General features: G+C 71.3%; 27 protein-coding genes, 1 tRNA gene and 1 pseudogene. 10 read left to right on the forward strand and 19 right to left on the reverse strand.

Features of this window, described 5'->3' with window-relative positions; all coding sequences use genetic code 11:
• The 8 genes and pseudogenes from ACWD3E_RS41075 to ACWD3E_RS41110 form a co-directional block, all read left to right on the forward strand.
• Positions 1–150: pseudogene (locus tag ACWD3E_RS41075) on the forward strand (DNA-directed RNA polymerase subunit alpha); the annotation flags it as partial.
• 104 nt (positions 151–254) lie between these two features.
• Positions 255–1,127 carry a DUF2797 domain-containing protein gene (locus ACWD3E_RS41080; protein WP_451392573.1) on the forward strand — a complete coding sequence of 291 codons (873 nt, stop codon included), beginning with the start codon at positions 255–257 and terminating at the stop codon, positions 1,125–1,127.
• Between the two features lie 96 nt (positions 1,128–1,223).
• Positions 1,224–1,580, forward strand: a complete 357-nt coding sequence (locus ACWD3E_RS41085) for an antibiotic biosynthesis monooxygenase family protein (RefSeq protein WP_451392574.1) — start codon at positions 1,224–1,226, stop codon at positions 1,578–1,580.
• A gap of 115 nt (positions 1,581–1,695) precedes the next feature.
• Complete coding sequence (locus ACWD3E_RS41090; protein WP_451392575.1) at positions 1,696–2,436, forward strand: response regulator transcription factor; 741 nt, start codon at positions 1,696–1,698, stop codon at positions 2,434–2,436.
• A complete protein-coding gene (locus tag ACWD3E_RS41095) occupies positions 2,433–4,061 on the forward strand; it encodes a HAMP domain-containing sensor histidine kinase (protein ID WP_451392576.1) in 1,629 nt (542 codons plus the stop codon). Before ACWD3E_RS41090 ends, ACWD3E_RS41095 begins: the two co-directional genes overlap by 4 nt.
• A 14-nt stretch (positions 4,062–4,075) precedes the next feature.
• Positions 4,076–5,347 carry a glycosyltransferase gene (locus ACWD3E_RS41100; protein WP_451392577.1) on the forward strand — a complete coding sequence of 424 codons (1,272 nt, stop codon included), beginning with the start codon at positions 4,076–4,078 and terminating at the stop codon, positions 5,345–5,347.
• Entirely contained in the window at positions 5,344–7,533 is a 2,190-nt protein-coding gene (locus ACWD3E_RS41105) for an ArnT family glycosyltransferase (RefSeq protein WP_451392578.1), read from the forward strand. Before ACWD3E_RS41100 ends, ACWD3E_RS41105 begins: the two co-directional genes overlap by 4 nt.
• A gap of 85 nt (positions 7,534–7,618) precedes the next feature.
• The gene (locus ACWD3E_RS41110; RefSeq protein WP_451392579.1) at positions 7,619–8,377 is read left to right on the forward strand and encodes a TetR/AcrR family transcriptional regulator; all 759 of its coding nucleotides are present in this window, start codon (positions 7,619–7,621) and stop codon (positions 8,375–8,377) included.
• Between the two features lie 29 nt (positions 8,378–8,406).
• Here ACWD3E_RS41110 and ACWD3E_RS41115 read toward each other — a convergent pair whose 3' ends face one another.
• The 3 genes from ACWD3E_RS41115 to ACWD3E_RS41125 all read right to left on the reverse strand — a co-directional run bounded on the left by ACWD3E_RS41115 (position 8,407) and on the right by ACWD3E_RS41125 (position 12,397).
• A complete protein-coding gene (locus ACWD3E_RS41115; RefSeq protein WP_451392580.1) occupies positions 8,407–9,228 on the reverse strand; it encodes a YceI family protein in 822 nt (273 codons plus the stop codon).
• Positions 9,229–9,321: 93 nt separating this feature from the next.
• Positions 9,322–11,880 carry an MFS transporter gene (locus ACWD3E_RS41120; RefSeq protein WP_451392581.1) on the reverse strand — a complete coding sequence of 853 codons (2,559 nt, stop codon included), beginning with the start codon at positions 11,878–11,880 and terminating at the stop codon, positions 9,322–9,324.
• 13 nt (positions 11,881–11,893) lie between these two features.
• On the reverse strand, positions 11,894–12,397 hold the full coding sequence (locus ACWD3E_RS41125) for a MarR family winged helix-turn-helix transcriptional regulator (protein WP_451392582.1): 504 nt from the start codon (positions 12,395–12,397) through the stop codon (positions 11,894–11,896).
• A 208-nt stretch (positions 12,398–12,605) separates the two neighbouring features.
• Between ACWD3E_RS41125 and ACWD3E_RS41130 the strand changes: the two genes are divergently transcribed.
• A complete protein-coding gene (locus ACWD3E_RS41130; protein ID WP_451349794.1) occupies positions 12,606–12,803 on the forward strand; it encodes a hypothetical protein in 198 nt (65 codons plus the stop codon).
• 11 nt (positions 12,804–12,814) lie between these two features.
• On the opposite strand, the gene ACWD3E_RS41135 is transcribed toward ACWD3E_RS41130, so the two are convergent.
• From ACWD3E_RS41135 to ACWD3E_RS41175, 9 genes are all read right to left on the reverse strand, one after another.
• Positions 12,815–13,594 carry a hypothetical protein gene (locus tag ACWD3E_RS41135; protein WP_451392583.1) on the reverse strand — a complete coding sequence of 260 codons (780 nt, stop codon included), beginning with the start codon at positions 13,592–13,594 and terminating at the stop codon, positions 12,815–12,817.
• Positions 13,595–13,644: 50 nt separating this feature from the next.
• On the reverse strand, positions 13,645–14,592 hold the full coding sequence (locus ACWD3E_RS41140; RefSeq protein ID WP_451392584.1) for an RNA polymerase sigma factor SigF: 948 nt from the start codon (positions 14,590–14,592) through the stop codon (positions 13,645–13,647).
• A 265-nt stretch (positions 14,593–14,857) separates the two neighbouring features.
• On the reverse strand, positions 14,858–15,775 hold the full coding sequence (locus tag ACWD3E_RS41145; RefSeq protein WP_451392585.1) for an RNA polymerase sigma factor SigF: 918 nt from the start codon (positions 15,773–15,775) through the stop codon (positions 14,858–14,860).
• A gap of 161 nt (positions 15,776–15,936) precedes the next feature.
• Complete coding sequence (locus ACWD3E_RS41150) at positions 15,937–16,230, reverse strand: Dabb family protein (RefSeq protein ID WP_451392586.1); 294 nt, start codon at positions 16,228–16,230, stop codon at positions 15,937–15,939.
• A 10-nt stretch (positions 16,231–16,240) separates the two neighbouring features.
• On the reverse strand, positions 16,241–16,420 hold the full coding sequence (locus tag ACWD3E_RS41155; protein WP_451349789.1) for a hypothetical protein: 180 nt from the start codon (positions 16,418–16,420) through the stop codon (positions 16,241–16,243).
• 121 nt (positions 16,421–16,541) lie between these two features.
• A tRNA-Ser gene (locus ACWD3E_RS41160) sits at positions 16,542–16,626 on the reverse strand.
• 45 nt (positions 16,627–16,671) lie between these two features.
• Positions 16,672–17,154: a tRNA adenosine(34) deaminase TadA gene (gene tadA, locus ACWD3E_RS41165; protein WP_451392605.1), complete on the reverse strand. Its 483-nt coding sequence runs from the start codon at positions 17,152–17,154 to the stop codon at positions 16,672–16,674.
• A gap of 59 nt (positions 17,155–17,213) precedes the next feature.
• Positions 17,214–17,750 (reverse strand): tRNA adenosine deaminase-associated protein, encoded by a 537-nt coding sequence (locus ACWD3E_RS41170; RefSeq protein ID WP_451392606.1) that lies wholly within the window; start codon positions 17,748–17,750, stop codon positions 17,214–17,216.
• A 345-nt stretch (positions 17,751–18,095) separates the two neighbouring features.
• On the reverse strand, positions 18,096–18,335 hold the full coding sequence (locus ACWD3E_RS41175) for a hypothetical protein (protein ID WP_451392587.1): 240 nt from the start codon (positions 18,333–18,335) through the stop codon (positions 18,096–18,098).
• A gap of 95 nt (positions 18,336–18,430) precedes the next feature.
• Here ACWD3E_RS41175 and upp point away from each other — a divergent pair, with 95 nt between their 5' ends.
• Entirely contained in the window at positions 18,431–19,066 is a 636-nt protein-coding gene (upp, locus tag ACWD3E_RS41180; protein ID WP_451392588.1) for a uracil phosphoribosyltransferase, read from the forward strand.
• An 84-nt stretch (positions 19,067–19,150) separates the two neighbouring features.
• On the opposite strand, the gene ACWD3E_RS41185 is transcribed toward upp, so the two are convergent.
• From ACWD3E_RS41185 to ACWD3E_RS41215, 7 genes are all read right to left on the reverse strand, one after another.
• Entirely contained in the window at positions 19,151–19,783 is a 633-nt protein-coding gene (locus ACWD3E_RS41185) for a LytR C-terminal domain-containing protein (RefSeq protein WP_451392589.1), read from the reverse strand.
• Between the two features lie 101 nt (positions 19,784–19,884).
• Positions 19,885–20,181, reverse strand: a complete 297-nt coding sequence (locus tag ACWD3E_RS41190; RefSeq protein WP_004943146.1) for a type II toxin-antitoxin system VapB family antitoxin — start codon at positions 20,179–20,181, stop codon at positions 19,885–19,887.
• A gap of 310 nt (positions 20,182–20,491) precedes the next feature.
• Positions 20,492–20,620 (reverse strand): hypothetical protein, encoded by a 129-nt coding sequence (locus tag ACWD3E_RS41195; protein WP_451392590.1) that lies wholly within the window; start codon positions 20,618–20,620, stop codon positions 20,492–20,494.
• Between the two features lie 50 nt (positions 20,621–20,670).
• Complete coding sequence (locus ACWD3E_RS41200) at positions 20,671–21,006, reverse strand: hypothetical protein (RefSeq protein WP_451392591.1); 336 nt, start codon at positions 21,004–21,006, stop codon at positions 20,671–20,673.
• Positions 21,007–21,078: 72 nt separating this feature from the next.
• Positions 21,079–21,744, reverse strand: a complete 666-nt coding sequence (locus ACWD3E_RS41205; protein ID WP_451392592.1) for an HdeD family acid-resistance protein — start codon at positions 21,742–21,744, stop codon at positions 21,079–21,081.
• Between the two features lie 65 nt (positions 21,745–21,809).
• Complete coding sequence (locus ACWD3E_RS41210) at positions 21,810–22,406, reverse strand: HhH-GPD-type base excision DNA repair protein (protein WP_451392593.1); 597 nt, start codon at positions 22,404–22,406, stop codon at positions 21,810–21,812.
• A 53-nt stretch (positions 22,407–22,459) separates the two neighbouring features.
• On the reverse strand, positions 22,460–23,920 hold the full coding sequence (locus ACWD3E_RS41215) for an FG-GAP-like repeat-containing protein (RefSeq protein ID WP_451392594.1): 1,461 nt from the start codon (positions 23,918–23,920) through the stop codon (positions 22,460–22,462).
• Positions 23,921–23,968: the final 48 nt, after the last annotated feature.

The following is a 23,968-nucleotide window of genomic DNA, read 5'->3' on the forward strand; positions in this document are numbered from 1 at the left end:
GGTGCGAAGTCCATCGACGAGGTCAAGGCGAAGCTGGCCGGCATGGGCCTGGCCCTGAAGGACAGCCCGCCCGGATTCGACCCCACCGCCGCCGCCTTCGACGCGGACGACAACGGGAATACGGGATTCATGGAGACCGAGCAGTACTGAACGCTGCGCCGTCCTCCTGTCCCCTGGGCACGAACGGCCCCCTCGGAGATCACTCCGAGGGGGCCGTTCGGCACATACTGCCTGGCCATCTACCCTCACAAGTGATGGCACACATGTGGAAGTGCTCGGGACTCCGCTGGACGCCGGACGGCCCCGTGCTGGCGTGGGACGGTGGGCGGCGCAGTGCGCTGTCGTGGGGGAAGCGGGTGGCCTTCGCCGTGCCGGAGGGGGCCGTGCGGCGGTGTGTGGGGGCGCGGGGGCATGTCTGTCCGGTGTCGGCTGCCGTGCCGGGGCGGAGTACGGGGGCCCGGTGCGAGGAGTGTGCGCGGCTGGACCGGGCTCACTCCGTGGCCGCCGACACCATCGCCGACGATCCACGGCCGTACCGCGTCTATCTGGCCTGGTTCGGTCCCGGCATGGTCAAGGTCGGGATCACCGCCGTGGAGCGGGGCTCGGCGCGGCTGCTCGAACAGGGCGCCGTCTGTTTCAGCTGGCTCGGCAGCGGCCCGCTGATGGCGGCCCGCCGTACCGAGGAGCTGTTGCGGGCGGCCCTCCAGGTGCCGGATCGGATCCCGTACGCGGACAAGCGGGCCGTGCGGTCCCAGCTGCCCAGGACGGAGGGCGAACGGGCCGCGGAGGTACGGGCTTTGCACCAGCGTTCCGTCGAACTCGACGCATGGCCCGAGTCGTTGAGGCGGGAGCCCTGTCGGATCGTCGATCATGTATCAGCGTTCGGCCTCGCCGACATCCCGCGCGCCGCCGGTGCCGTCACCGAACTCGTCGCGGGTGGCTCCGTGGACGGGGAGCTGGTCGCCGCAGCCGGGCCCGATCTGCATCTGGCCGTCGGCGGGCGCGGGGTCGTCGTCCTGGACACGCGGCTCATGACCGGCTGGGAGCTGGTGCCCCTGGGCACCCGAGCGGGCCATTTCGCCCTGCCCGTCAGGGAGTTCGTGCAGGAGCAGGACGGTTTGTTCTGATCTCCTGGCCCGAAGGGTCAAGAGTTGGATCCCTTACGGATCCCTTTGGGCAAGGTCCGTGGACCCCGGGGCGGTGGCCGGGTCATCGTGGTCGACATGAGCGAACAGCCTGTTGCCCCTGTCAGTCCCACGCCCACCTTCGAACCTCCTTACTACGCCGTCGTGTTCACCTCCCTGCGCACCGAGAACGACCCCGGCGGATACCAGCGCACCGCCGCCCACCTCTCCGGCCTCGTCAAGGGCATCCCCGGCTTCCTCGGTGAGGACTTCGCCCACACGCCCGGCGGACTCGCCATCTCCGTCGCCTACTTCCGGGACCTCGCCGGTATCGAGCAGTGGCGCCGCCATCCCGAGCACCTCGCGGCCAAACGGGAGGGGCTGCGGCAGTGGTACGAGCAGTACTCGATCCACATCGCCCGGGTCGAGCACGCCAATGCGTTCCTGCGGGCGTAGTTCCCGCGTACGCAAGGGATTCCCAGGTGCTCCCTGAGAACCGCCTGTGTGTTTCTCAGGAAATTCACAGACTCGTGAAAGCGTGCTCTCAGAGGATGCCGACAGGGTGTCCACCATGACCACGACCTCGCCCCAGGGGCGCACCGAACTGCTGAGGCCGGACGGGAGCCCCGTCCGCGTGCTTGTGGTGGACGACGAGTTGTCGATCACCGAACTCCTCTCCATGGCCCTCCGATACGAGGGCTGGCAGATCAGGAGTGCGGGGGACGGGCAGGGTGCCGTGCAGGCGGCCCGCGAGTTCCGGCCCGACGCCGTCGTGCTCGACATGATGCTGCCCGACATGGACGGGCTGGCCGTCCTCGGGCGGCTGCGGCGCGAACTGCCGGACGTGCCCGTCCTCTTCCTCACCGCCAAGGACGCCATCGAGGACCGTATCGCCGGGCTCACGGCCGGCGGGGACGACTACGTCACCAAGCCGTTCAGCCTCGAAGAAGTCGTCGCGCGGCTGCGCGGGCTCATCCGGCGGGCCGGGGCCGCCGACCGGCGGTCGGAGTCCGTGCTCGTCGTCGGGGATCTGACGCTCGACGAGGACAGCCATGAGGTGTCTCGGGGCGGGGAGTCCATCCATCTCACCGCCACCGAGTTCGAACTGCTCCGCTTCCTCATGCGCAACCCTCGGCGCGTGCTCAGCAAGGCGCAGATCCTGGACCGCGTGTGGTCGTACGACTTCGGCGGGCAGGCCAACGTCGTCGAGCTGTACATCTCCTATCTGCGGCGGAAGATCGACGCCGGGCGGGAGCCGATGATCCACACCCGGCGCGGAGCCGGTTACCTGATCAAGCCCGCCGTCGCATGAGCGGGCGACGACGGCCGCGTCCGCAGGCGCGCCGGGCGCGACAGCCGCGCACCCTGCTGACCCGGCTCGTCGTCGCATCCGTGGTGCTGATCGCCGTGGTGTGCGCGGTGATCGGCACCGTCACCACGCTCGCGCTGCGCTCGCACCTGTACGGCCAGCTGGACGACAAGGTCGGCGACATCGCCATGCGCGCGGCGGGCGGCCGGCTCCCGAACCCCGGTGGTACGGAACCCGGCACCCCGACCGCGCCCGTCGTCCCGTCCAGGACCGGCATCACGCCCAGCGAGCGGATCGAGCACCTCCTCGCCAACGGCCCGACGCAGCCCAGCACCGTCGCGGCGTACGTGAAGAACGGCTCGATCGCCGGCGCCGGCAAGGCCGTGCAGCTGAACGACAGCTACGGCGGGTTCCGCAAGATGGGCACCGTCGACCTCACCGCCGCGCAGCAGCGGGCGCTCGCCAAGGTGCCCGAGGACGGCAAGCCGCACACCGTCGGCCTCCCCGGTCTCGGCGACTACCGCGTCCGGTACAAGGTGAGCTTCGACGGCGCCGACGCCTACTACGTCGCCCTGCCCACCAAGGACGTCGACGACAACATCGACACCCTGATCGTCGTCGAGGTCTGTGTCACCGTGGCGGGCCTGCTCGCCGCCTCCCTCGCCGGCACCGTCATCGTCAGCGTGGCCACCCGCCCCCTGCGCAGGGTCGCCGCCACCGCCACCCGGGTCTCCGAACTTCCCCTGCACGCAGGCGAGGTGAACCTCAGCGAGCGGGTCCCGGAGTCCGAGTGCGACCCGCACACCGAGGTCGGCCAGGTCGGTGCCGCGCTCAACCGGATGCTGGACCATGTGCACGGCGCCCTGCACGCCCGCCAGCAGAGCGAGATGCGGGTACGACAGTTCGTCGCGGACGCCAGTCATGAGCTGCGCACCCCGCTCGCCTCCATCCGCGGGTATGCCGAGCTGACCCGGCGCGGGCGCGAGCAGGTCGGGCCCGACACGCGACATGCCCTCGGGCGGATCGAGTCCGAGGCCGGGCGGATGACCCTCCTCGTGGAGGACCTGCTGCTGCTCGCCCGGCTCGACGCCGGCCGGCCGCTCCAGTTCGACCGGACCGACCTCGTCCCGCTCGTCGTGGACACCGTCAGCGACGCCCGCGCGGCCGGCACGGACCACAACTGGCGCCTCGAACTGCCCGACGAACCCGCCCTCGTGACGGCGGACGCGGCACGGCTGCAGCAGGTGCTGGTCAACCTGCTCGGCAACGCCCGCAACCACACCCCGCCCGGTACGACCGTCACCGCGCGGGTGCAGCGGCGCGGGCCCTGGATCTGCGTCGACGTCGAGGACAACGGGCAGGGGATCCCGCCGGACCTGCTGCCGCACGTCTTCGAGCGGTTCGCGCGCGGGGACTCGGCCCGGTCGAGGGCCACCGGCTCCACCGGGCTCGGCCTCGCCATCGTGCAGGCCGTCGCCGCCGCGCACGGCGGTGCCGTGACCGTGGACAGCGCCCCGGGGCGCACGGTGTTCACCGTCCATCTGCCCGCGCTCGCCCCCGAATCCGACGCGCAACCGCACTCACAGGCACAGCACAGCGCCACCACACGGGCGCGACAGGGGGCCTGACGAGAGTCGGTGCCATGCCAACCGACTCTTCTCCCGGCACCCTGCCGGCGCGGGAGCACCTCCCGGCCACAGACGCCGGTACACCTGTCCTGGACGTAGTGATCCCCGTCTACAACGAGGAGAAGGACCTCCAGCCGTGTGTGCGCAGACTGCACGCGCACCTCATGCGCACCTTCCCCTACGCCTTCCGCATCACGATCGCGGACAACGCGTCCACGGACACCACCCCGCTGGTGGCGGCGCGGCTGGCGGCCGAGCTGCCCGAGGTCACCGGCTTCCGGCTGGAGCAGAAGGGCCGGGGGCGCGCCCTCAGGACGGTGTGGTCCGCCTCGGACGCCCCGGTCCTCGCCTATATGGACGTCGACCTGTCCACCGATCTCAACGCCCTGCTGCCGCTCGTGGCGCCGCTGATCTCGGGCCACTCGGACCTGGCGATCGGCTCCCGGCTCGCCCGCGCCTCCCGGGTCGTACGCGGCCCCAAGCGGGAGTTCATCAGCCGGGCCTACAACCTGATCCTGCGCGGCTCGCTGCAGGCCCGCTTCTCCGACGCCCAGTGCGGCTTCAAGGCGATCCGCCGTGAGGTGGCCCAGGTGCTGCTGCCGCTGGTGGAGGACACCGGCTGGTTCTTCGACACCGAGATGCTGGTGCTGGCCGAGCGGGCCGGGCTCAGGATCCACGAGGTGCCGGTCGACTGGGTGGACGATCCCGACTCCACCGTCCACATCGCGAAGACGGCGACGGACGACCTCAGGGGCGTGTTGCGCGTCGGCAAGGCCCTGGCCACCGGTTCGCTGCCGCTGGACCGGCTCACCCGCCCGTTCGGCGACGACCCGCGCGACCGCGAGATCAAGGACGTACCCAAGGGGCTGGCCCGCCAGCTGGTCGGGTTCTGCGTGGTCGGCGGCCTGTCCACGCTGTTCTATCTGCTGCTCTACAGCGGCTTCCGGCAGTTCTCCGGCTCGCAGGTCGCCAACGCGCTCGCGCTGCTCGTGTCGGCGATAGCCAACACCGCCGCCAACCGCCGGCTCACCTTCGGGGTGCGCGGCCGGGGCGGGGCCGTCCGGCACCAGGCGCAGGGACTGGTCGTCTTCGGCATCGGCCTCGCCCTGACCAGCGGCTCCCTGGCCGCCCTGAGCGGCGCCACCGACCACCCCGCGCACTCCACCGAACTGGCGGTGCTCATCGCCGCCAACCTCGCGGCGACCGTGCTGCGCTTCCTGCTCTTCCGCGCCTGGGTCTTCCCGGACCGGGGCCCTTACGACACCGACCCGGGGGATGCCCGATGACCACGCACTACGACCAGCCGACCACGCCACAGCAGTCGCCGGACGCCCCGCAGGCACCGGGCTCCGGTACCCGTCCCGAGGACCCCCGCTGGGTGCGCCCGGCCTTCCTCGGCCTGCTCGCCGCCACCCTCGTCCTCTACCTCTACGACCTGAGCGCCTCCGGTTACGCCAACTCCTTCTACTCGGCGGCCGTTCAGGCGGGCAGCACGTCCTGGAAGGCGTTCTTCTTCGGCTCGCTGGACGGCGGGAACGCCATCACCGTGGACAAACCCTCGGCGTTCCTGTGGCCGATGGAGCTGTCGGTACGGATCTTCGGCCTGAACTCCTGGGCGATGCTCGTGCCCGAGGCGCTGATGGGCGTGGGCACGGTGGCGGTCGTGTACGCGTCCGTACGACGCCGGTTCAGCCCCCTGGCCGGACTGGTCGCGGGCGCGGTCCTCGCGCTCACCCCCGTCGCGGCGCTGATGTTCCGCTTCAACAACCCGGACGCACTGCTGGCCCTGCTGATGTCGCTGGCCTGCTACTTCGTCGTCCGGGCCGTGGAGGACGGGCGGACGAAGTGGCTGGTGTGGGCCGGTGTCGCGATCGGCTTCGCCTTCCTCGCCAAGACCCTCCAGGCCTTCCTGATCCTGCCGCCGCTGGCGCTCGCCTACGCCGTCTGCGCACCGGTGAAGCTGAAGAAGCGGCTGGTGCAGCTCGGCCTGGCGACCGTCGCTCTCGTGGTGGCGGGCGGCTGGTGGGTCGCGACCGTCGAGCTGTGGCCCGCCGGCTCCCGCCCGTACATCGGCGGTTCGCAGCACAACAGTTTCCTTGAACTGACCTTCGGCTACAACGGCCTCGGACGCATCAACGGCGACGAGACCGGCAGCGTCGGCGGCGGGGGCGGCGGTGGCGGTGGCGGCGCCGGGCGGTGGGGCGCCACGGGCTGGGACCGGATGTTCAACTCCGAGATCGGCAGCCAGATCTCCTGGCTGCTCCCGGCCGCGCTGATCCTGCTGCTGGCCGCCCTGTGGGCGACCCTCCCCCACTCTCGACTTCGCTCGAGCGGGGGGACCCCCATGGCACCACGTACCTCCGTCACGCGCGCCTCGTTCCTGGTGTGGGGCGGCTCGCTGCTGATCACCGTGGCGGTCTTCAGCTACATGGCGGGCATCTTCCACCAGTACTACACCGTGGCCCTCGCCCCCTATCTCGCGGCCGTGACCGGCATGGGCGCCGGGCTGCTGTGGGAGCGGCGGAAGGAGACCTGGGCGTCCTTCGCCCTCGCCGCCTCCGTGGTGGCCGCGGCGGTCTGGGGGTACGTCCTGCTCAACCGCACGCCCGACTATCTGCCGTGGCTGAAGTGGCTGGTCCTGACCGGCGGCCTCACGGCGGCGCTCGGCCTGCTCTTCGCGGGCCGCCTTTCCCGTCAACTCGCCCTCGGCACCGCCGCGGTGGGCCTGCTCGCCGCGCTGGCGGGTCCGACGGCGTACACCCTGAGCACGGTGAACTCCGCGCACACGGGCTCGATCCCGACGGCAGGCCCGGCGGGCGCGAGCATGATGGGCTTCGGCGGCGGCCGTCCCGGCGGCGCTCCCGGGGGCAACGGTGGCCCCGGCGCAAACGGCGGCGGGCTGCGCGGCGGCTTCGGCGGCGGCATGCCGGGTCAGCAGGGCCAGCAGGGCCGGCAGAACGGCAACGGAGGAATGCCCGGCCAGGGCCAGGGCTTCCCGGGCGGTGGCATGCCCGGCCAGAACGGCAACACCTTCCCCGGTGGTGGCCCTGTGCAGGGCGAACGCGGCCGTATGGGCATGGGCGCCGGTGGCGCCGGCGGCCTGCTGAACGGCGCGAACGTCAGCTCCGCGGCCAGGAAACTGCTGGAGAAGGACGCCGGGAAGTACACCTGGGTCGCGGCGGGCATCGGCTCCCAGAACGCCGCGAGCTACCAACTGGCCACCGGCGACCCTGTGATGGCGATCGGCGGCTTCAACGGCACCGACCCGTCCCCGACGCCGGCCCAGTTCAAGAAGTATGTGGCGCAAGGCAGGATCCACTACTTCATCGCGGGCGGCGGCATGGGTGGTGGCATGGGCGGCGGCAACGGCACGTCCTCCCGGATCACCTCGTGGGTCCAGAGCAACTTCAAGAAGGTGACGGTCGGATCGGCCACGTTCTACGACCTGACCCGGCGCACGTCCGGGAGCTGATCCGGAGGAGCCGACAGGCGCTGCCTTCGGTTCGGCCGCCCCTCTAGCATCGTGAGGGTTGCCGGAATTCGAGGAGGGTGCGCGGGTGGCGAAGGTGGCTGAGCGGGCGCCGCGAGGCAGTGTGTGGCTCGGCGGCAAGGCACGGCGCGGCGGGCGCAGCGCGCAGCCTTCCGGGCTGGACCGGGAGCGGATCACCGAGGTGTCCGTACGGCTGTTGGATGCCGAGGGGCTCGCGAAGTTCTCCATGCGGCGGCTGGCGGGCGAGCTGAACGTCACCGCGATGTCCCTGTACTGGTACGTGGACACCAAGGACGAGCTGCTCGAACTCGCCCTCGACGCGGTCTTCGGCGAGCTGCGGCTGCCGGACCCGGAGGACGACGGGGAGGACTGGCGGGACCAGCTGCGCGCGCTGGCCGCGGAGTACCGGGCGCTGCTGGTCCGCCACCCCTGGCTGTCCCCGCTCGCCGGGCGCTACCTCAACATCGGCCCGAACGCGCGGGCGTTCTCCCGGGTGGTGCAGCGGGTGGTCCGCCGGACGGGGCTGCCCGCGCACCGGCTGGCCGGGGCGATCTCGGCCGTCTTCCAGTTCGTGTACGGCTACGGCACGGTCGAGAGCCATTTCTTCACGACGATCGCCGACTCCGGGCTGAGCGCGGACGAGTACTACGCGCAGGCGCTGACCATGGTGGCCGAGTCCCCGGAGACCGCCGAGGTCATCCAGGAGACGGAGGACATCAGGGCGGCCCGGGGCGGGGCCACGGTCGCCGAGAACATGGACCGGGACTTCGCCTTCGCCCTGGACCTGCTGGTGGCCGGCATCGAGGCGATGGTCGCCCGCGGCTGACCCGCCCGGAAGGTCGGGCGGCCGGGGCCTCAGGCGGTCGGCAGGCGGTCGCCCTGGACCGCCTGGACGTCCAGTTCGACCTTGAGGGTCGTCCCGATGGCGGCGATGCCGGCCTGGACGACCTGGTTGTAGTTCATCGCGAAGTCCTCGCGGTGCAGTTCGGCCGTCGCGCGGAAGGCGGCCCGGGTGCCGCCCCACGGGTCGGCGCCGGTGCCGAGGTGGGCGAGGTCCAGGTCGACCGGGCGGACGATGCCGTGCAGGGACAGCTCGCCGTGCACCGTCCAGCGGTCCGGGCCGGCCGGCGTCAGACCCGTGGAGCGGTAGGTGATCTCCGGGTGGGTCTCGACGTCGAGGAAGTCCGCGGACCTCAGGTGCGTGTCCCGCATGCCGTTGCCGGTGTCGATGGACGCGGCCCGGATGGCCGCCTCCACGTGGGACTTGGCGATGTCGTCCGGTGCGATCTCGATCGTGCCGCCGAACTCCGTGAACCGGCCGCGCACGCTGGAGATCCCGAGGTGCTGGGCGACCGCGGCCACCGAGGAGTGCGCCGGGTCGATGGTCCACGGGCCGGGCGGCGGCAGCTCGGTGCCGCCCTGCCGAGCCAGCGTCACCGTGCCGATCTCGGCCCGGCCGCCCGCGGTGACGATCGCGCCGGCCGCGGCGGGCGCGTACCCGACGGCCGTCACGATCACCGTGTACGCCCCGGGCGCCAGCTCGGTGGCGTCCCGTACGGCCCCCTGGGTGTCCGCCTCCGCGCGCAGCACCTGCGCGCCGGTCGTGTCGGTCACCGTGACGACCGCGTGCGACACGGCCCATCCGTCCCGGGTACGGATCCTCGCGGTCAGTCCCATCCCGTTTTCTCCCTGCAAAGCCTTACTCATCGGTCGTATGAATCCGGCCCGTGGCACGCACGACGTGTATGTGCGCCACGGGCCGGCAGTGAACTACTCGCCGGGGTGGGCGAGTTCGAGGTCGTGGCCGTCGACCCCGGTGCCGGCCACGGTCAGGGCCGTCGCCACCGGCGGGTAGCCCGCCGCGATGACGGTGTACTCGCCGCTGTCCAGGTCGGTGAAGGCGTACGCCCCGTCCGTCCCGGTGGTGGACGTGCCGACCACGTTGCCCGCCGCGTCGACCAGGGTCACGCGGGCGTCGGCCAGCGGACCGTGCGGTGCCCGGACGACACCCTGGAGGTGGGCGCCGGCGTCCAGGTCGACCTCGATCCGGGTGACCCCGGTGGCGCCGACCTCGACCGGCAGGGCGCGCGGCCGGAAGCCGCTCGCGTTGACGGCGACGGTCACCGCGCCCGGCACCAGCTCGGTGAGGGCGAAGTCGCCCTGCTCCCCGGTGGCGGCGGTGGCCAGCAGGTCCCCGCGCACATCGGTGACGATCACCATGGCGTCCTTGACCGGCAGCGCGCTCCCGGCGGCCCGGACCACACCGGTCAGTCCGCTGGTGCCGCTGAGCAGGAGGTCGTACGCCAGCGGCTCCTCGCCCACCACGACGGTGGAGGCCTGCGGCTGGTAGCCGTCGGCGGAGGCGATCAGCACGTACGAGCCCGCGCCCGGCGCGTCCACCGCGTAGGAACCGTCGGCTTGGGCGACCGCGCGGCCCAGCTGGCGGCCGGAGAGGGAGATCAGCGTGACCGCGGCCTGCGGGACCGGGGCGTTCTCGGTGCCGCGCACGAAGCCGTGCACCGGGGTGCTGCCGTTGCCGATGGCGCCGCCGGCGGTGCCGGGCTCGGCGATCGTGGCGACGGCGGTCAGCTGCGTGGCCGCGCTCACCGCGGTGCCGTTCTCGCCGAGCACGGGGGCGGCCCAGCTGGGCACCCGCTCCGCGGCCGGAGCCTCACCGGTGGTCTCCGTGACAGCAGGGACCTCGGCGGGGGCCTGCGCGTCGGCCGGGGTCGCGCCCTCGGCGGCCTGCGCCAGGGCTCCCTTGGTCTTCAGCGGGACCTCCTTGATGAACAGCACCACGAAGAACGAGATCAGGGCGAAGGGTGCCGCGTAGAGGAAGACGTCGGCGATGCCGTGGCCGTAGGCGCCCTCCAGCCAGTTGCGGACCGGAGCGGGCAGCAGGTCCATGTCCGGCAGCGAGCCGCCGCCCACGGCGTGGCCGGCCGCGGCCTGTGCCTTCGGGCTCAGTTCGGTGATGGTGTCCTTGGCGTAGTGCGTGATCCGGGTCGACATCACCGAGCCGAGCACGCCGACGCCGACCGCACCGCCGAGGGAGCGGAAGAAGCTCACCACGGAGGAGGCCACGCCCAGGTCCTGCGGGGCGACCTGATTCTGCGTGGAGAGGACCAGGTTCTGCATCATCATGCCGACGCCGGTACCCAGCAGCGCCATGTAGATGGACAGCTGCCAGTAGGGGGTGTCGTAGCGCATCAGGCCGAGCAGGGCCAGGCCCGCCGTGAGGAAGACGCCGCCGGCGACCAGCCAGCCCTTCCAGCGTCCGGTGCTGGTGATGAACCGTCCGGAGACCATGGAGGCGACGAACAGACCGCCGATCATCGGGATGGTCATGACGCCGGACATGGTCGGCGACTTGTCGCGGGCCAGCTGGAAGTACTGCGAGAAGAAGACGGTTCCGGAGTACATGCCGACACCGACGAACAGGGAGGCCAGCGAGGCCAGCGAGATGGTGCGGTTGCGGAACAGGCGCAGCGGGATGATCGGCTCGGCGGCCTTGGTCTCCGTGAAGACGAACAGCAGCGTGAGCACGATCGTGCCGCCGACCATCGTGTACGTCTGCCAGGACAGCCAGTCGTACTTGTCGTCGGCGAAGGTGACCCAGATCAGCAGCAGCGAGGCGGCGGCGGTGATGAAGAAGGCGCCCGCCCAGTCGACCTTGACCTGGCGCTTGGCGACCGGCAGGTGCAGCGTCTTCTGCAGCACGAGCAGCGCGATCAGCGCGAAGGGGATACCGACGAACAGGCAGTAGCGCCAGCCGAGCCAGTCGGTGTCGGTGATGACGCCGCCGAGCAGCGGACCGCCGACGGTGGCGACGGCGAAGGTGGCACCGGTGTAGCCGGAGTAACGGCCGCGCTCCCGCGGGGAGATCATCGCGGCCATGATGACCTGCACCAGGGCGGACAGACCGCCGGCGCCGAGGCCCTGGATGACACGGGCGCTGATCAGCATCGCGGGGTTCTGCGCGAGACCGGCGACGACCGAGCCGGCGATGTAGATGACCAGGGATATCTGGACGAGCGCCTTCTTGCTGACCAGGTCGGCCAGCTTGCCCCACAGCGGAACCGAGGCGGTCATCGCGAGCAGCGCCGCGGTGACGACCCAGGTGTAGGCGGACTGCCCGCCGTGGAGGTCCTTGATGATCGTCGGCAGGGCGTTGGTGACGATCGTCGAGGAGAGGATGGCGGCGAACAGGCCCAGCAGCAGGCCGGACAGCGCCTCCATGATCTGCCGGTGCGTCATGGGGGCGTGCTCGGCGGAGCCTCCCCCGTGCTTGGCGTGAGCCCGCACACCGGCTGGTGTGGTCGTTGCCATGGGCTTCCTTTGCTTACGTGCTTGCGGGTGTACGGGTGATCGCTGCGAATACGGGGGCGGCTTCGGAGGCGAGCCGGACCGTGGCGGACCGGCAGTCGCCGAAGCCGGCGCGCAGGCGGGTCATCAGCCGGATGAGCTGGCCGACCTCGTCGTCGCTCCAGTCGGCGAGCCGCTCGGCGAGCAGCCGGCTGGTCCGCCGGGACAGCTCGTCGAGCTGCGCCAGGCCCGCGGGCGTCAGGTGCAGGATCCGCGAGCGCTTGTCGGCGGGGTCCGGGGACCGCTTGATCCAGCCGCGTGCGGCGACGTGCGCGACGTGCCGGCTGGTGACCGACATGTCCACGGCGAGCAGTTCCGCGAGCTTGCTCATGCGCATGTCGCCGTGGCAGCCGAGCAGGTTCAGCACGGCGGCCGAGCCGGCCGGGCAGTCGGGCGGCAGGATGCGCCCCAGGTCCCGTTTCACGGCTCCGACGGCACTGAGCTGACGCACCAGCTCTTCGTACAGCGCCTGCTCGGCCATCTCACACCTTCCATATTCGTTGCTTCGGGCAACTTTAAAGACTGTTGGTTGCCGAAGGCAAATAAATCGACGACCGGCGGGCGCAAAAAGTTGGCAAAGGCAAGTATTGCGAACGTAAACGCGCAGGTGGTGCGGCCTGAGCTGCCCCCCTCTGTCCCCCCGGCCCCGCACTTGGGCCGCACACCCGGATTCGCTAGTGTCTCGGGTCATGGCTAACACCCAGGGCCCCCAGGGCAACTACGACCCCGCCGGCAGCACGCAGATGTTCCGGGCGTTCGTCGACGAGGCCCCGCAGGGCCGGCAGCAGCAGGCGGCGGCCTCCTCCGGCCCCCGCATCGGTCTGATCGTCGGCATCGTCGTCGCCGTGGCGGTCGTCGCCGCGGTGGCCTGGCTGGCGCTCAAGTAGTCAGCGGGCGATCACTTCCACTTCACCGAGACGTCCCGCGTCTCGATGTGCATGCCGAGCGGTACCCGCCAGGCGTCCACGCACACCGTCCACGTCGGGGACGTACGTGCGCCCGGCCCGATCGGCACCGGCAGGTCCGCGGTCGACTCGACCGTGCCCCAGTCGATGCCGAGCGCGCCGATGACGTGCGTCCCGAACGTCACCGTGCCCGAACGCACCGCCGTGCCACCGGAGTTGCGGAAGGACACGGTCACTTGCTCGCACCACCGCTGGTCCGTGGCCTTCCGCTTGGGGTCGCCCCAGGTGAGGTCGGCGGGCGTGGCGGGCTCGGTGTGACCGGCTGTCGGCTTCGGGGGCGGTGAACCCGGGGGCGGTGAACTCGGCGGGGACGGCACGGGTTTGGCCTCGCCTCCGGTGCTGCCCGACGGGGAGCCGGAGGGGACGGGGGTGACGGTGGCCGTTCCGGCAGGGGCAGGCGTTCCGGAAGCAGCGGAGGCCCCGGAGGACGGTGGTGCCGTTGACGACTGTGAAGCCCCGCCCTTTTGCGGCGGGTTGCGGTCATTGCCCGGCGTGGTCCCGTCCAGCGGCACCATCCGTACGCCGCCCGTCGGTGTCCCCGCGCCGTCGCCCGGCCCCGGCGCGCCGCCCACGCCCCCTACGGCCACGTAACCGCCGCCTGGGCCGCCCGAACCGGCGCACGCGCCCAGGATCCCGCCCAGACAGACGGCGGCCGCCGACGCTGCCGTAACGGCGCCTCGGCGGCCACGTGTCCACGTCGTCGTACGCAGCATCCCGCCATGGTGGCTGACGCTCCGTCAGATCGGAACCCTCCGGTGTGGACTCAGTCCGAGATCAGGCCCTCGCGCAGCTGGGACAGGGTCCGGGTGAGCAGACGGGAGACGTGCATCTGGGAGATGCCGACCTCCTCGCCGATCTGCGACTGGGTCATGTTGGCGAAAAACCGCAGCATGATGATCCGGCGCTCCCGGGGCGGGAGTTTGGCCAGCAGCGGCTTGAGGGACTCGCGGTACTCCACGCCCTCCAGGGCGGTGTCCTCGTAGCCGAGGCGGTCGGCCAGGGAGCCCTCGCCGCCGTCGTCCTCGGGGGCCGGGGAGTCCAGCGAGGAGGCCGTGTAGGCGTTGCCGACCGCGAGGCCGTCGACCACGTCCTCCTCGGAGACGCCGAGCACGGCGGCCAGTTCCGTCACCGTCGGGGAGCGGTCCAGCTTCTGGGACAGCTCGTCGCTGGCCTTGGTGAGGGCCAGGCGCAGCTCCTGGAGGCGGCGCGGGACGCGCACCGACCAGGAGGTGTCGCGGAAGAACCGTTTGATCTCGCCGACCACCGTCGGCATCGCGAACGTCGGGAACTCCACGCCCCGTTCGCAGTCGAAGCGGTCGATCGCCTTGATCAGGCCGATGGTGCCGACCTGGACGATGTCCTCCATCGGCTCGTTGCGGGAGCGGAAGCGTGCCGCCGCGTAGCGGACCAGCGGCAGGTTCAGCTCGATCAGGGTGTCCCGGACGTAGCCGCGCTCCGGGCTGTCCTCGCCGAGGGCGGCGAGCCGCAGGAACAGGGAGCGGGACAGGGTGCGGGTGTCGATGTCCGCCGGGGCCGGCAGGGCCGGCAGGGCCGGTGCGGCCTCTGCGGCCGGGACGGGCGGGGCCGGCACGGCGTCGAGGGCCGGTACGCCTTCAAGGCTGTCGAGCACGTCGAGAGCGTCGAGCTCCTTGGGCGCTGCCTCGCTCATCGTGGGCGTGAGCACCTTCGAGCTGCCCTGTTCTGCGGACATGCCACCCCCTTTGGGTCGCGGGACGGTCGTGGCGGCGCCCCTTCGAGCAACGCAGCCTTCACCTGAATACCGGAGCCGGAGCCACGGCAAACGCGCTTCCCGCAGAATGTCACATGTCGGCAACACGCTGTAGTGACATGTCGACATGCAAGATGCGAATCGGCCCTGGAAAAAAGGGGTCTGACGGCCTTTCGGCACACAACTGTCGGGAACCGCCCTGGTGAGCGATTCGCTCGTGCCGGTGATCAATCGATCCTGTATGCGGTTACGCGTCGATCCGGTTGGCCGACCGCAGGCGCTGGAAGCTGCGGGCGAGCAGCCGCGAGACGTGCATCTGGGAGACGCCGAGTTCCGCGCTGATCTGTGACTGGGTGAGATTGCTGTAGTAGCGCAGGAGGAGGATCCGCTGTTCCCGCTCGGGGAGTTGGACCAGGAGATGGCGGACCAGGTCGCGGTGTTCCACGCCGGCCAGGGCCGGGTCCTCGTAGCCGATGCGGTCCAGCAGGCCCGGCAGCCCGTCGCCCTCCTGTGCGGCCTCCAGCGAGGTCGCGTGGTACGAGCGGCCCGCCTCGATGCAGGACAGCACCTCGTCCTCGCTGATCCTGAGCCGCTCGGCGATCTCGGCGGTCGAGGGCGAGCGCCCGAAGGCGGTGGTCAGGTCCTCGGTCGCGCTGTTGACCTGCACCCACAGCTCGTGCAGCCGGCGCGGTACGTGGACCGTGCGGACGTTGTCCCGGAAGTACCGTTTGATCTCGCCGACCACCGTCGGCATCGCGAAGGTGGGGAACTGCACGCCCCGGTCGGGGTCGAAGCGGTCGATGGCGTTGATCAGGCCGATGGTGCCGACCTGGACCACGTCCTCCATGGGCTCGTTGCGGGAGCGGAAACGGGCGGCGGCGTAGCGCACGAGCGGGAGGTTGGCCTCGATCAGCGCCCCCCGCACCCGGTTGTGCTCCGGCGTGCCCGGCCTGAGCTGCTTCAGCTCGCCGAAGAGCACCTGGGTCAGCGCGCGGGTGTCGGCACCGCGGCGCTTCTCGGGGGCCGGGGGATCCGCGGGGGCGGGAGTGGGTGCGGGTGCGGGTGCGGGTGCGGGTGTGGGAGTGGGTGTCGATGCGGGTGCCTCCTCCTGGGGCGGCGCAGTACTGGCCGACACGGTCAACGCCACCTCTTCACGGTCAATCATCCGTCAAAAGCGGTCATAGCATCACAAGACATGTGCACTGTGTGCAAGCACCGCATAACGCCGTGTTGTGTTCAAATTTCGACAAGTTGGGGCCCAAGACGCACGAAGGCCCCCCGCCGTTCCGGCGGAGGGCTGGTGTCGCGTCCGGTGCCGCGAGTGGCTCAGAACGGGTAGTCGGCGATCACCCACGTGGCGAACTCCCGCCACTGGGCCGCGGCGGCCTGGTGGGCCGGGTGCTCCAGGTAGCGCTTGAGCGCGTCCGCGTCCTCGACCGCCGAGTTGATCGCGAAGTCGTAGGCGATCGGGCGGTCGGCGATGTTCCAGGCACACTCCCAGAAGCGCAGCTCCTCGATCTGGCCGCCGAGGGCCCGGAAGGCCTCCGCGCCCGCCTGGGCGCGCGGATCGTCGCGCTCGACGCCCTCGTTGAGCTTGAAGAGGACCAGGTGGCGGATCATGGGGGTTACCTCAGCTCTTTCCTCCGTTGGCGACCCAGGTCATGAAGTCGCCTATGGCCTTGGCCGCGTCCGATATGCCCTCGAAGCCTATCTGGACGTAGTCGGCGGCCTTGGCCGGGTCTGTGATGATCACGTACAGCGCGAAGACCACGAGCGCGTACACAGCGATCTTCTTCGTGTTCACCGCCATCCGGCCTCCCCTGCCGTCCCTGTGCCCCTGCTGCCGGCCGCGAGTTTAACCCCCGCGCCCCGTTCGCCACTTGAGGGTATGTGCACGAAGGGCCCCGTCAGATGACAGGGCCCTTCTCAAGCGGTAGCGGAGGGATTTGAACCCTCGGTGACTTGCGCCACACTCGCTTTCGAGGCGAGCTCCTTCGGCCGCTCGGACACGCTACCGAGGGAGACCTTACAGCACGGTGGGCCGTGGTCCGAAATCGGTATTCACCGGTCCCGGAAAAACTCCGTGAGGAGCCGTGCGCACTCCGTGGCGAGCACGCCCTCGATGACCTCCGGGCGGTGGTTGAGCCGGCGGTCCCGCACCACGTCCCACAGCGAGCCCGCCGCGCCGGCCTTCTCGTCCCGGGCGCCGTAGACGACCCGGTCCACGCGGGACTGGACGAGGGCGCCCGCGCACATCGTGCACGGCTCCAGCGTGACCACCAGCGTGCAGCCGCTCAGCCGCCATTCGCCCGCCCGTCGTCCACCACCCTCGCCGGGGGCGCTTCGCGCCGCCGATTCCCTCAGAGCCGCCGCGGCCCGCCGGATCGCGAGGACCTCAGCGTGTGCCGTGGGATCGCCGGTGGCCTCGCGCTCGTTGTGCCCGGTCGCGAGCACCGTCGTACCGTCCGGGGACAGCACGACGGCGCCGACGGGGACGTCGCCGCCTTCGACGGCGCGCTCGGCCTCCTCCAGGGCGAGCCGCATGGCGGCCCGCCAGGGGTCGCGCACCGGGTCCGGGGTGGCCGCCGGGTCCCGTGGTGCGGTCAGCGGACGGTCTCCAGGACCTCCGAGGCGCCCAGCGCGTCGGCGATCGCGCCCAGCGCGTCCTCGGCGTCCAGCGTGCGCAGCTCCTTCGCGCTGACGCCCAGGTCGTCGAGGATCTCGCTGTCGCCCACCGGGCTGTGCGGCACCGCGTCGGCGGCGGCACCGGCTTCCTCGTCGTCGGAGGCCTCGTCCTCGCCGTCCTCCGTGCCGTCGAGGTTCAGGGATTCCAGGTCGGGGCCGTCGTCGGCGCCGGGCTCCCGGCCCAGCAGCTCGTCGGTGAGCAGCAGCTCGCCGTAGGCGCTGCGGGCGGCTGCGGCGGCATCCGAGACGTAGATGCGAGGGTCGTCCTCGCCGTCCACGCGGACGACGCCGAACCAGGCGTCCTCCTGCTCGATCAGGACGAGCACGGTGTCCTCTTCGGGAGAGGCTTCCCGGGCCAGGTCGGCCAGATCCGACAGGGTCTCCACATCGTCGAGCTCTGTGTCGCTCGCTTCCCACCCGTCTTCGGTGCGCGCGAGCAGTGCGGCGAAGTACACCGTGACTCTCCCACTGGTCATAGGCGTGCCGGTTGGGGGTCCCCCCGGCGGAGGTTCTGGGCGGAGGGAGCTGCGCTCCGAGCCCCGCCCACTCGGAATCGTGGCAGAAACAAGGCGTTCAGGGGACGTCTTCGGCTCCCTGTGTCTGGCTGTTTTGATCGAGCATCCGGTTGTGAAGCGAAAAGCACTCACCAGCGCACTTGTTGCCGCCACCTGCGGATCGTACGCGGCTTTTCCAGCCGCCCGCGCACGCCCACCACCGCAAACGCCGACGCCCTCGTTGATCTTCCTTGCCGGGGGGCCGTTTTTACGGAACTTTCCCGGAACTTTCTTACCGGGACCGCCCTACCAACGGAAGGTTCTCATCCGCATGGCGTGCTGCAGCCGGGCGGCCTTGGCGCGCCGCGGCTGCACGCGTTCGCGCAGCGCGCGCGCCTCGGCGAGGTCGCGCAGGAACTGGGCGCGGCGACGCCGCCGTTCGGCGTCCGTCCCGGGTGTGGCCGAGTCCGTCTCGGGTGTCGCGGGCTCGGCCGGGTCTTTGACGTTCCCGGACGCGTCCTCAGGCAGGTCAGGCAGGTCAGGCACGTCACACCACCCCAGTCCGTCCCTCCCACTTTCCCCCGGACGGGCGCTCCGGCGCCAGGGTCGGCAGGGTCCTGTTCGCGGGTACCGTTAGGGGCATGCGTCTCCACGTCGTCGACCACCCCCTGGTCGCTCACAAGCTCACCACTCTGCGCGACCAGCGCACCGACTCCGCGACCTTCCGCCGGCTCGCCGACGAACTGGTCACCCTGCTGGCCTACGAGGCCACGCGGGACGTGCGCACCGAGCAGGTCGACATCCAGACGCCCGTCGCGCGGACCACCGGCGTCAAGCTGGCCCGCCCGCGCCCGCTGGTCGTACCGATCCTGCGGGCCGGTCTCGGCATGCTGGACGGCATGGTCCGGCTGCTGCCGACCGCCGAGGTGGGCTTCCTGGGCATGATCCGCAACGAGGAGACGCTGCAGGCCTCCACGTACGCCTCGCGCATGCCGGAGGACCTCTCGGGCCGCCAGGTGTACGTCCTGGACCCGATGCTGGCCACCGGCGGCACGCTGGTCGCCGCCATCCAGGAGCTGATCAAGCGCGGCGCCGACGACGTGACCGCCGTGGTCCTCCTCGCCGCCCCCGAGGGCGTCGAGGTCATGGAACGCGAGCTGGCGGGCACGCCGGTGACGGTCGTCACGGCAGCGGTGGACGACCACCTGAACGAGCACGGCTACATCGTCCCGGGCCTGGGCGACGCGGGGGACCGGCTGTACGGCGCCGCGGAGTAGGCGAGCCGAACAGGCGAGCCGAAGAAGCGCCCTGAGGGGCAAGTCCCTGGGCGAACGCCCTGAAAGGCAACTCCCTGGGCGGACTCAGCAGCCCTTCTCCGGAGCGGCAGGCGCCGGCGCCGTCAGCGCGGTCAGCGCCTTGCCGGCCGCCGCCTGCTGAGTCAGGGATTTGAAGGCGTCCCCGATGATCAGGTCGAGGTCCGCACCGGTGCGCTTCGCATCGGTGCGCCGTTCCGCGTCCGCGAGCTGGGTCGCCAGCACCGGCAGCGAGGTGTTCAGCGCGGACGGGGGACCGAGGAGTACCCCGGCGCCCTTGACCTTCTTGTCGAACTCGTCGCTGGCGTTGCCCACGTCGCCGATCTTGAAGCCGCGCTTCTTCAGCTCGTCCGCGGTGTTCTTGGCGAGCCCGCTGCGCTCGGTGGCGTTGTAGACGTTCACGGTGATCTGGCCGGGCCTGGGCAGGACCTTCGCCTGGGCGGCCGTGGCGGTCCTGGTGTGGCAGTGGGCCTTGGCGCGGGCCGCCGAGGTCTTCTTGCCGCCGCCGGTGAAGACGTCGATGAGCTGCAGCGTGCCCCAGCCGATCAGGCCGAGCGCGGCGACGGACGCCACGACGGCGAGCGCGAGCCTGCCGCGTCGCCGCGGTGGGCGCATCCGCGGGTATTTGTCCCCCGTGATCCGGTACTTGCCGCCCATGCCAGGGGGAGTCAGCATGCTCATGGGCGCAGCGTAGTGCGCCCGAGCGGCGATGCCTATTAGATGATCAGTCGACGTCGCTCAGCGGAACCCGAAAGGGTCAACGACCGTGTGGCGCGCCGAGGTCAGTCGAGTTCGAGCACGCGCGCGTGCAACACCTGGCGCTGCTGGAGGGCGGCGCGGACGGCGCGGTGCAGTCCGTCCTCCAGGTAGAGGTCGCCCTGCCACTTCACGACGTGCGCGAAGAGGTCGCCGTAGAACGTCGAGTCCTCCGCCAGCAGGGTCTCCAGATCGAGCTGCTGCTTGGTGGTCACGAGCTGATCGAGGCGGACCGGGCGCGGCGCGACGTCCGCCCACTGCCGGGTGCTTTCCCGGCCGTGGTCGGGGTACGGCCGGCCGTTTCCGATGCGCTTGAAGATCACACGGAAAGCCTACCGGCCAAGGCGTTCCGGGCGCAGCCATGGCGACGGAGTGCGACGCTGGAAAACACGCCGCGAACATGGGCATACCGGTCGGTATCGGCGCGGGGACCAGGAACAGACGTCGGAGACGGGATCGGAAACGGGATCGGAAACAGAGGTCGCAGTTGCCGCAGAAGAGTGAGTCGCGCGGTGCAGCTTCCCCGCTCCGCGGTCGTTGTGCACAGGCTGTGGACCGCGAGTCGGCGTACGAGAAGCTGAACCGGGGCTCCGGCCCGGCGGGGACGGTAGGGCCCGCCCCCGCCGGTGCGGTTCAGTGGCCCCGTTCCTTCGGTGACCGCTCCTGTTCCCTCGCTACTGGCGTCTCTGGTCGGGGCGGCGCGCTGCGCCGGGCCTCCGCGCGCAGCAGGGCGCGCAGGACCGCGTACGGGTCTGTGGGCATGGCTGTGTTCCTTGCGTCGTACTGACGGGTCTCGCTCGGGGCGGGCTCTGTCAGCAGCGCAGGACCACGGAGCGCAGGGTGCGCAGGGTGTACGGCGGCGGTGGCGCGGCCGGGAGGGGGTGCTCCGCGGCGGCGGACGCCGGGGCCGCCAGGGGCGCCGGAGACAGGGGTACGGCGGTCCGGCGGACGGCGCCGGCCGGTGGCCGTACGGCCAGGCCCGGGGCGTCGTAGAGGGCGTCGTACGGGCCGTCGTACTCGACGGTCTCCCCGGACGCGACGGGCGCCGCACAGGCCTCGGCACGGGCGCCCGGTACCAGCAGGGCGAGCAGCAGCACGAGCACCCGCAGCCAGGCGCGGCTGCGTGGGAGGCGTCGTGCGGTGCTCATGGGGGTCATCTGCCCACGACACGCCCGGGGTTCAGCACACCGGACGCGTAATACACCCGTTCGGCGTACGGCTCACACGGTGCGCGGCACGCTCCGGGCGCGGCTGCGGATCCTGAGTGCGGTGACGATCTCGACGATCCCGACCGCGACCAGCCAGATGCCGCCGACCAGGGTCAGTACGGCGACCGAATGGAAGGGGGAGTCGATGAGGACGACGCCGCCGAGGACGGTGACGATCCCGAGGAAGATCTGCCAGCCCCGGGCGGGCATCCGGGGGTCGGAGGCGGCGGCGATGGCCTGCGTGATCCCGCGGAACAGCCAGCCGATGCCGATCCACAGGGCGAGCAGCAGGATCGACTGGAAGGGACCGCGGAAGCAGAACAGGCCCAGCAGGATCGACACCGCGCCGCTGATGAAGGCCAGTACCCGCAGCGAGGTCGCCGTGTGTGTACCGAACGCGGAGGCCAGCTGGAAGATGCCGCTGATCACGAGGTAGACGCCGAACAGGATGCCGAAGGCCAGCAGGGACTGACCCGGCCAGACCAGCACCAGGACGCCCAGGACCAGCGAGGCGATGCCGGTGACCAGGACGACCTGCCAGGTGGCCCGGGACAGGGCGTGCAGCGGTCCCTCGAGGGGCGGCTCGGGTTCGTGGGGGTGCGGGGCCTGCCGGGAGTGCACCCCGCGGTCGTCGTACTCACGGCCCCAGTCGGGGCCACCGCTCGGTTGCTCGGTCATGTTCCATGCTGAGAGCGGCCCGTCGAATCCCGCCACTCGGGTGGTCCGGCAGGCTTACCGCGGACTCAGCTCTTCTGCGCCGCCTTCGCGGCCTTGGCCGCGGCCTTCATCTCCTGCTTGTGCGCCCGCACCTTGGCGAGCGACTCGGGCCCGGTGATGTCGGCGACCGACCGGAAGGAGTCCCGCTCGCCGTAGGCCCCGGCGGCCTCCCGCCAGCCCTTGGGGGCGACGCCGAGCTGCTTGCCGAGCAGCGCGAGGAAGATCTGCGCCTTCTGCCTGCCGAACCCGGGCAGGTCCTCCAGGCGCTTCAGCAGCTCGGCCCCGCTGCCGACACCTCGCCACACCGCTTCGGCGTCTCCGTCGTAGTGCTCGACCAGGTACTGGCACAACTGCTGGATCCGCTTGGCCATCGAGCCCGGGTAGCGGTGCACGGCGGGCTTCTCGGAGAGCTTCGCGGCGAAGGCCTCCGGGTCCATGACGGCGATCTCGTGGGCGTCCAGGTCGTCGGCGCCCATGCGCCCGGCGATGGTCGCCGGGCCCTTGAACGCCCACTCCATGGGGACCTGCTGGTCCAGCAGCATCCCGGTCAGCGCGGCGAGCGGACTGCGCCCGAGGAGCGCGTCGGCCTCGGGATCCTGGGCGAGGTGCACGGTGACGTCCATGCGTCGATCATGCCTCGCCCGGGATCCGCTCGCCGCCCGGCCGGACCGGCCTGCTACCGGGTCACCGCGGTGCTGGGCAGCGCCGCGCCGAGGCTGAGGCCGGCAGAGCCGACGGTGATACCGGCACTCTTGCCGGAGATGCCGACCGAGCCGTTCGCCACCGGTCCCGCGGCGGAGCCGCGGGCGACCCACACCAGGCCGTCGGTGTTCTCGCCGGGCGCACCGACGACGAGGTCGGCCTTCCCGTCCCTGTTCAGGTCGGAGAGGTGGACGGCCCAGCCGAAGTAGTCCTCCGCCTCGGCGGTGCCGGGGACGCCCGCAGTGTTCTGGGTGTAGGCGGTGGCCTTGGCGCCGGAGAGCCCGGCGGCGGAACCGCGCAGCAGAACGGCCTCACCGCTCCACTTGGCCGAGCCGAGGGTCTTGTACGGCACACCGACGAGGACGTCGGCGATCTTGTCGCCGTTGACGTCACCGACGCTGAGCGAGGCGCCGAACTGGCCGCCGTCCTCGCCGACGCCGGGAACGCCGGGCGTGTCCTGGTGGATGACCGCGGGCTGCTGGTCGGGGCTGATGCCGTGCGGGCCGCCGTACAGGACCTGGATCTCGCCGCCGCTGTGGGCGCCGCTCGGGTCCTGGGTGTGCAGGGCGTCGTACTGGACTCCCGTGACGAGGTCGCCGTAGCCGTCGCCGTTGACGTCGCCGACCTGCCCGTTCCAGCCGTGGGCGAGCGGGAGCTGGGTCGACGGTGCGGCCGGATCGTCCTGGACGACGCTCAGGGGGCCGCTGTCGGCCGAGACGGGTCCGGGCATCGAGAACAGCTCGGCCTTGCCGTCGCCGTCGACGTCGCCCATGACCACACTGCGCTTGAGGCCCTTGCCGAGGTGGGCGGCGGCCGGCTTTCCGGTGCGGGTGAAGGGTCCGGTGTAGGTGGCGCTCTGGCAGGTGCTGCCGACGGCCAGCTCGGGGGCGCCGTCGCCGTTCATGTCCCCGGTGGCGAGCGACTGCCCGAAGAGGCAGTACGAACGATTCTGGCCGTATCCGGTGGGCGGAGCGATGTCGGCGCCGCCCTTGAGACCGCTCGGGCCGCCCCAGATCACGGTGACGGCGCCGCGCGTTCCGAGCTGGAGGCCGAAGTCCTGGCGCGGGGTGCCGACGACCAGGTCCGCGTATCCGTCCCGGTCCAGGTCGGCGGTGGTGACGGTCTGGCCGAAGCGGTCGTTCTTCTCCGGCGTGCCCGGGATCCCGGTCGTGGCCTGGGTGATGACCTGGCGGTGGGCGGTGCTGACCCCCGAGGCGGAGCCGTACAGGACGACGACGGCGCCGGCCTTGTTCACGCTGCCATTGGAGGCATCGGGGGCACCGATGACCAGGTCCCGGTACCCGTCACCGTTGAAGTCGTCCTGGACGGCGGCGGTGTTGGCCCCCTTGTAGGGCGCGGCGGCGGATGCCACCGGGGTCAGCGGAACGGCGACGGCGGCGGCGACCACGGCAGCGGCCGTGAGAACTCTGCGCAACGGAACTCCCCCAATAGAGAACGGTCGCCGCAGACGACTCACTAAGCG

It is taken from the genome of Streptomyces sp. NPDC002676, from assembly GCF_053592455.1.